The organism is Pseudonocardia pini, from assembly GCF_013870575.1.
Taxonomy (GTDB): Bacteria; Actinomycetota; Actinomycetes; order Mycobacteriales; family Pseudonocardiaceae; genus Pseudonocardia; species Pseudonocardia pini.
Genome location: NZ_JACBXB010000274.1, coordinates 1 through 6619 on the forward strand (window position 1 = coordinate 1; position 6619 = coordinate 6619).

The 6619-nt window shown below is 74.2% G+C and carries 10 protein-coding genes and 1 pseudogene; 7 read left to right on the top strand and 4 right to left on the bottom strand.

What is annotated here, in order from left to right:
* A partial coding sequence (locus H5J29_RS16570) for a PAS domain-containing protein (RefSeq protein ID WP_181781861.1) occupies nt 1-189 on the bottom strand: 189 nt, incomplete at its 3' end.
* Between the two features lie 53 nt (nt 190-242).
* Here H5J29_RS16570 and H5J29_RS16575 point away from each other — a divergent pair.
* The 4 genes from H5J29_RS16575 to H5J29_RS16590 are packed head-to-tail and all read left to right on the top strand — an operon-like array spanning nt 243 to nt 2516.
* A complete protein-coding gene (locus H5J29_RS16575) occupies nt 243-1058 on the top strand; it encodes a helix-turn-helix domain-containing protein (RefSeq protein ID WP_181781862.1) in 816 nt (271 codons plus the stop codon).
* Nucleotides 1055-1441 (top strand): VOC family protein, encoded by a 387-nt coding sequence (locus tag H5J29_RS16580; RefSeq protein WP_181781863.1) that lies wholly within the window; start codon nt 1055-1057, stop codon nt 1439-1441. The genes H5J29_RS16575 and H5J29_RS16580 overlap by 4 nt, the downstream gene beginning before the upstream one ends.
* Nucleotides 1438-1782: an MmcQ/YjbR family DNA-binding protein gene (locus tag H5J29_RS16585; RefSeq protein ID WP_181781864.1), complete on the top strand. Its 345-nt coding sequence runs from the start codon at nt 1438-1440 to the stop codon at nt 1780-1782. Before H5J29_RS16580 ends, H5J29_RS16585 begins: the two co-directional genes overlap by 4 nt.
* Nucleotides 1779-2516, top strand: coding sequence for an alpha/beta fold hydrolase (locus H5J29_RS16590; protein ID WP_181781865.1), 738 nt, complete (start codon nt 1779-1781; stop codon nt 2514-2516). Before H5J29_RS16585 ends, H5J29_RS16590 begins: the two co-directional genes overlap by 4 nt.
* A gap of 49 nt (nt 2517-2565) precedes the next feature.
* Here the strand turns inward: H5J29_RS16590 and H5J29_RS16595 are convergent, their stop codons facing one another.
* From H5J29_RS16595 to H5J29_RS16605, 3 genes are read right to left on the bottom strand one after another with little or no spacing between them, the layout of a single operon-like run.
* A complete protein-coding gene (locus H5J29_RS16595; RefSeq protein ID WP_181781866.1) occupies nt 2566-2973 on the bottom strand; it encodes a TIGR03668 family PPOX class F420-dependent oxidoreductase in 408 nt (135 codons plus the stop codon).
* Nucleotides 2970-3857, bottom strand: coding sequence for an SMP-30/gluconolactonase/LRE family protein (locus H5J29_RS16600; protein ID WP_181781867.1), 888 nt, complete (start codon nt 3855-3857; stop codon nt 2970-2972). The genes H5J29_RS16595 and H5J29_RS16600 overlap by 4 nt, the downstream gene beginning before the upstream one ends.
* A 37-nt stretch (nt 3858-3894) precedes the next feature.
* Complete coding sequence (locus tag H5J29_RS16605; RefSeq protein ID WP_181781868.1) at nt 3895-4695, bottom strand: arylamine N-acetyltransferase family protein; 801 nt, start codon at nt 4693-4695, stop codon at nt 3895-3897.
* Between the two features lie 72 nt (nt 4696-4767).
* Between H5J29_RS16605 and H5J29_RS16610 the strand changes: the two genes are divergently transcribed.
* From H5J29_RS16610 to H5J29_RS16620, 3 genes and pseudogenes are all read left to right on the top strand, one after another.
* The gene (locus H5J29_RS16610; protein WP_181781869.1) at nt 4768-5754 is read left to right on the top strand and encodes a pirin family protein; all 987 of its coding nucleotides are present in this window, start codon (nt 4768-4770) and stop codon (nt 5752-5754) included.
* A complete protein-coding gene (locus tag H5J29_RS16615; protein ID WP_312858268.1) occupies nt 5751-6059 on the top strand; it encodes a GNAT family N-acetyltransferase in 309 nt (102 codons plus the stop codon). Before H5J29_RS16610 ends, H5J29_RS16615 begins: the two co-directional genes overlap by 4 nt.
* Nucleotides 6060-6130: 71 nt before the next feature.
* Nucleotides 6131-6619: pseudogene (locus H5J29_RS16620) on the top strand (ATP-dependent helicase); the annotation flags it as partial.

The following is a 6619-nucleotide window of genomic DNA, read 5'->3' on the forward strand; positions in this document are numbered from 1 at the left end:
GGCCTGGGCGGCGACGAGGTCCACGCTGCGGCGTTCGTGGTCGAACGGGTTGCGGCCCACCACCTCCGCCGACGCCCACCCGGTCAGCCGGGCCGCCTCGGGGCTCCACAGCAGCACCCTGCCTGCGGCGTCGAAGGCGAACAGCCCGACCGGGAGCTGCTCGACGACGTCTGCCGCCAGCCCTGTCATGCGCGCATTATGGTCGCTGGCCGGACCCGGGCGATACGGGGCACACTGCCCGGATGGAGTACCTGCTCCGCGACCCGCCGCCGCTGCTCCGCCCGTACGTCCGGCGCCTGCAGGGCTACCGCGAGTTCAGCAGCGGGCCGCTCCGCCGCAGGCAGGCCCCGGTGGGGTCGTGCACGCTGATCCTCAGCTTCGGCCCGCCGCTGCGCCTCTACGGGCCCGCCGGACCGTCCGTGCCGCGGTCCTTCCTGGCGGGCCTGCACGACGCGGCGGTGCTCACCGAGTTCCGGGGCGACCAGCACGGTATGCAGGTCGACCTCACGCCGATCGGCACGTTCGCGCTGCTCCGCAGGCCCGGCGCCGACGTCGCCAACTCGGTCCCCGCGCTGGGTGCCCTCGGTGACCGCGCCCTCGACGAGCTGCCGGAGCGGCTCGCCGCCGAGCCGGACTGGCCCGCCCGCTTCGCCCACCTGCTCGGGTTCCTCGCCGACCGGTTCCTCACCGAGGACGTCCGCCTCCCGGATCCCGAGGTGGTGCACGCCTGGCGGCTGCTGCGGCGCACCGCGGGCGGGATCGGCGTGGCCGAGCTGGCCGCGGAGACGGGCTGGAGCAGGCGGTACCTGTCCGCGCGGTTCCGGTCGCAGGTGGGCCTGGCGCCGAAGACCGCCGCGCGGGTGCTGCGCTTCGAGCGCGCGGCGGGGCTGGCGGTGGCGGGCGACCCGCTCGGGCGGATCGCCGCCGAGTGCGGGTTCAGCGACCAGGCCCACCTGAACCGGGAGTTCCGGGCGCTCGCCGGGGTGACCCCCACGGCGTACCGGCGCGCATTCGTCCAAGACGCGGCGGTCGAGCCGGACGTAGGTTCCGCGCCATGAGCATCCACCTGACCCTCCGCTACGACGACCCCCGCGCCGCGCTCGACTTCCTGACCGGGACCCTCGGGCTCGTCCCGGGCACGGTCGCGACGGCGGACGACGGGTCGGTCGGCCATGCCGAGCTGTTCTGGGGCGACACCGCGGTCATGATCGGTCCGCGCAGCGGCGACCCGCGCTTCGACACCGGCCGCGCGGTCGTCTACCTCGTCACCGAGACCCCGGACGCCCTGCACGACAAGACCTCCGGTGCCGGCGCGCGGGTGGTGATGGAGCCCGTCGACCAGGACTACGGCTCCCGCGAGTTCGCCGTCGAGGACCCGGAGGGCAACGTGTGGTGCTTCGGCACCTACCGGCCCTCCCCGCCCGCCGCGGACGCGCCGTGACGCCGGTCGAGCGGCTCCGCGAGCTCTGCCTCGCCCTCCCCGAGGCCACCGAGAAGCTCAGCCACGGCGAGCCGACCTGGTTCGTGCGCAAGGTCTTCGTGAGCCTCGCCGACCACCACCACGACGACCGCCTCGCCTTCTGGTGCGCCGCGCCGCCCGGCGTCCAGGAGGAGCTCGTCGCCGCCGACCCCGAGCGGTTCTTCCGGCCGCCGTACGTGGGACACCGGGGCTGGCTGGGCGTCTACCTGGACGTCGAGGTCGACTGGGCGGAGATCGCCGAGATCGTCACCGACGCCTACCGCTGCGTGGCGCCGAGGAAGCTGGTAGCACTCCTGGGGTGATCAGGCTCGCGGGGCTGGGGTACGAGGTCGAGGACGTGCCGGGCGCCGGTCCGGCCCTGCTGTTCCTGCACGAGGGGCTGGGGTCGGTCGGGCTGTGGAAGGGGTTCCCGCGGCGGGTCGCCGAGGCGACCGGCAGGCGCACGGTCGCCTACTCGCGGCTGGGACACGGGTTCAGCGACCCGCCCCCGCAGAAGCGCACGCCGCGGTTCATGCACGTCGAGGCGGCCACGGTCGTCCCGGCGCTCGTCGATGCCCTGGACCTCGGAGAACCGATCCTGGTGGGGCACAGCGACGGCGGCTCGGTCGCCCTGCTCGCCGCGGCCGCCCTCCCGGTGTCCGGGCTGGTCGTGCTGGCGCCGCACGTGCTGGTGGAGCCCTCGGCGCTCGAGGCCATCCGCGCCGCCCGCGAGGCCTTCGACTCCGGCGACCTCGCACGGCGGATGGCGCGCCACCACCGAGACGCCGAGGTGACCTTCCGGAACTGGAACGACGTCTGGCTCGACCCCGCCTTCCGCGGCTGGGACCTGCGCCCGGAGCTGTCCGACATCACCTGCCCGGTCCTCGGGGTCCAGGGCGACGCCGACCCCTACGGCACCGCCGTCCACGTCGAGGCGGTCCGCGACGAGGCGCAGGGCCCCGTGGACCTGCTGTCCCTGCACTGCGGCCACGCCCCCCACCTCGAACGCCCCGCCCTCGTCGAGGCCACGGTCACCGCCTGGATCACCACCCTGTGAGTGGCGATGGTCGCTCCGGCGACCTCCGGCGACCATCGCCACTCACAGGTCAGGAGGCGGACCAGCCGCGGACCGCCACGGGGGTCACCACCAGGACGGGGCCGGTCGGGCGGGCGGCGGCGTAGGGCGGGTACTTGGCGCACAGGGCCTCCAGCGCCCGCTCCCACAGCTCCCCCGCCTCGTGCACGGCCGCGGTCCCGTCGACCCGGACCCACCAGAGCTGCGCCCAGTCCGCCGCGTAGTGGTCCACGAGCAGCGCCACGCGAGGGTCTCGCGCGACGTCCGCGAGGCGGGCCAGCCGGGTGCTCCGCTTGGGCTTCACCTCGTCGACCACCGAGCAGAACAGGCCGTCCACCAGCGCGAACGTGATCGGCACGAGCCGGGGCGTGCCGTCCGGGCGCAGCGTGGCGAGCCTGCCGACCGGGTGGGCGCCTGCCTTCGCGAGCCAGTCGTTCACAGTCCGAGCGGCACCTCGACCCGGGCGGCGAGCAGCACGGCGTCCCGGGTGTGGGCGCGCTCGTGCTCCAGGGAGCTCGGCGCGGTGGCGAGGAACAGCGTCCGCCCGTCCTCGCCGCCGAGCGCCACGGCGTAGGCCTCCAGGTCGCCGACGGACACCTCGCCGAGGATCTCCCCGCCCTCCCGCACCCGGATCGCGCGGTGGTGGTCCGCGTCGGCCACCCAGATCGCGCCCTCGGCGTCGGGCTCGGCGATGCCGTCCGGCACCACGTCGAGACCGGGCAGCACCTCGCCGAGGTCCGTCGACGTGGGCGGCTCGCCGAACCGCGCCCACTCCCGCCTGTTCGCCAGCGAGCCATCCGCCTGGACGTCGAACGCGGTCATCCGGTTCCCGAAGCTCTCGGCCACGACGAGGGTCCGCCCGTCGCAGACCGCGCCGTTGGGGAACAGCACGTCGTCCGCCACGATCTCGGCGCTCCCGTCCGGGTCCACCCGGATCAGCACCGCGGGCGCCAGGGCCTCGCCGTTCATGAAGTCGAAGCCGAAGCAGCCCACCCAGCAGCGCCCCTGCGGGTCGACCGTCATGTCGTTGAGCACGCCCCGCGCCAGCCCGGAGAGGTCGGCGTGCACGGCCAGCGTGCCGTCGGGCTCCCGGCGCAGGATCCGTCGGTCCCGCATGGAGGCGATGAGCAACCGCCCGTCCGGCAGCACCCCCGTGCCCGAGGGCTGCGCGGGCACCGTGGCCTCCACGCGCAGGTCGGAGCCGTCTTCTGCGAGGCTGAGGTGGCGGTGGGTGTAGAAGTCGCTCACCCACACCCGGCCCGCCCGCCACCGCAGCCCCTCCAGGAAGGTCTGCTTCTCGAGGACGACGGTCGGTTCTGCCATGCGGTGCTCCCTTGCGCCGGAGGATGTCTGAGTGACCTCAGAGGGACGCTACCGCCGCACGGTCGGCCGCGGTCAGCGTGATCCGGAAGTCCTCCTCCAGCGCGGCGGCGACCTCCTCGCCGGAGAGCGTGCGCTTCTCCTCGGTGCCGTCCGGCCGGGCCGTCGTCAGCTCGCGGCCCGCCAGGGTCCAGCGGGTGTGCTCGTCCTTGCGGATCGCCACGACCTGCCGCACGAAGGGCGAGGACGGGTACGTCGCCGTGAAGTGGTTGGCCATCCGGACGTCCGCGGCGTGCTGGGGCTCCTCGGTCACCCGGTGCAGCACCGCGCGGCCGCCCTCCGGCGTCCGCTCCCACAGCTCCCACGTCTCGCCGTCCGCCCCCAGCTGCAACCCGACGAGCCAGTCGCCCTGGTGCTCCACCGCGTCGGACCGCCACGGGATCGGGGTGAGCACGCCGGACCCGAACCCGACGTCGGCGAACCACCGCTCCCCCGCCGCCTCGACGGCCAGCACCATGTGCGTCCGCGGGGTGGGCACGGTCCCGTCCCCGCCGACGCGCGACAGCAACCGCAGGACCGGGTACCCGAGCCGCTCCAGCGCCGCGCCGAACAGGGTCGCGTGCTCGTAGCAGTACCCGCCCCGACGACGTCGCACCAGCTTGTCCTGCACCGCCTCCAGGTCCGGGTCGATCCCCCGGCCGAGCACCACGTCGAGGTTCTCGAACGGGATCGCGGCCACGTGCGCGCGGTGCAGCCGCGCGAGGTCGTCCGTCGCCGTGCAGCCGATCCGGGCCAGGTAGGCCGCCAGGTCGAGGCGGTGTATCCCCCATTCGTCCGTCATGCCCCCATCATGGGCGGAACACAACGCGGCACGCCGGTGTTGTTGCAAGCGCAACTACCTCTGGAGGTTCCGATGCCCGCCGTCACCGTCTCCGACGTCACCACGCTGCCCCGCGTCCCCGAGCCCGGTCCGACCGAGCTGGACCGAGGCGTCCGCTCGGTCACCACCGCGCCGCGCGGGTTCGAGGGCGAGGGGTTCCCCGTCCGCCGCGCCTTCCAGGGCGTCGACCTGCGCGACCTGGACCCCTTCCTGCACATGGACCAGATGGGCGAGGTGGAGTACGCACCCGGCGAGCCCAAGGGCACCGCGTGGCACCCGCACCGCGGGTTCGAGACCGTCACCTACATCATCGACGGCGAGTTCGAGCACCAGGACAGCCACGGGGGCGGCGGGAACATCACCGACGGCGACACCCAGTGGATGACCGCGGGTGGCGGGCTGCTGCACATCGAGCGGCCGCCGGAGGCGCTGGTGGCGAGCGGCGGGCTGTTCCACGGCCTGCAGCTGTGGGTCAACCTGCCGAAGGCGCAGAAGTGGCTCGAGCCGAAGTACCAGGACCTGCGCGCCCGCGAGTCCGCCCTGCTCACGACGCCCGACGGCGGCGCCCTGATCCGGGTGATCGCGGGCGAGCTGGCCGGGCACGAGGGGCCGGGGTCCACCTACACGCCGATGGCGATGATGCACGCCACGGTCTCCCCCGGCGCGCAGCTGCGGCTGCCGTGGCGGCGGGACTTCAACGCGCTCGTCTACGTGCTCTCCGGCGCCGGGACCGTCGGCAGGGACGCCCGGCCGGTCAGGGAAGGACAGCTGGCCCTGTTCGGACCCGGCGACGTGATCACCGTCGGCGGCAACGCGAGTCTCCCCTCGCGCACCCCCGCGCTCGACGTCGTGGTGCTGGGTGGGCGGCCGCTGCGCGAGCCGGTCGCGTGGGGCGGCCCGTTCGTGATGAACACCAAGGCCGAGGTCCTGCAGGCCTACGAGGACTACCAGAAGGGCAGGCTCGGTGTGATCCCCGCGAGCTACGTGCCGCACGGGTCCCTGGGAGGATCCACGTCGTGACCGAACCGATGATCCTGGACGTCGCCGAGTGGTCCCGCTTCGAGATCCACGTCGACGGCAGGCTGGCCGGGTTCGCGCAGTACCGCGCGGAGCCCGGGAAGATCACCTTCGTCCACACCGAGATCGACTCGATGTACGAGGGTCTGGGCCTGGGCGGCAAGCTCGCGCGCCACGCGTTGGACGCGGCGCGCGCGCGGGGGCTGGCCGTCTACCCGGACTGCCCGTTCATCAGGGGCTGGATCGCGAAGCACCCGGACTACGTGGACCTGGTCCCCGTCGAGGTCCGCCCCCTCTACGAGCTGTGACCGCTCGAACCGTCCGAGGGGGCCCGTGCCCGTGGGGCGGGACTGTCGGGGGTAGCTCGTAACCTGGTCCCGTGCTCGTCGTCCACGCCTTCTGGAGCCCCGGCCGGGGTCCCGTGCTGTGGGCGGAGGACGGCGAGCGGCCCGCCACCACCTCCCGGCGCTCGCTGCGCTCGGCCCGCCCCCACCCCTTCGCCGTCCCCGCCTCGCAGCTCGCGGGGATCCACCCCGGCAAGCAGACCTCTGTCACGCTGCTGCTGCCCTCCCGTTCCGCGGGCCCCGTCGAGTCCCCGGAGCTGGTGCGCGCCACCGCGTCCGGCAGGCGTTCGGGCGAGGTCGCGCTGCTCCCCTGGTCCGTCCCCGGCGTCGTGGTGGACCCGGCGGAGCTCCGGGACCCGGCGGAGGACGTCCGGTACGGGCGCTCGGTCGCCCACCTGCGGACCCTCCTGGAGTTCGCCGAGGACCTGGTGTCCCGCGGCCGCGTCCTGCCCACCGTGCGCCCGGGGCTGTTGAAGCCGGAGAAGGGTTCGATCGTCATCCATGACACGGACCTGGTGCGCTGC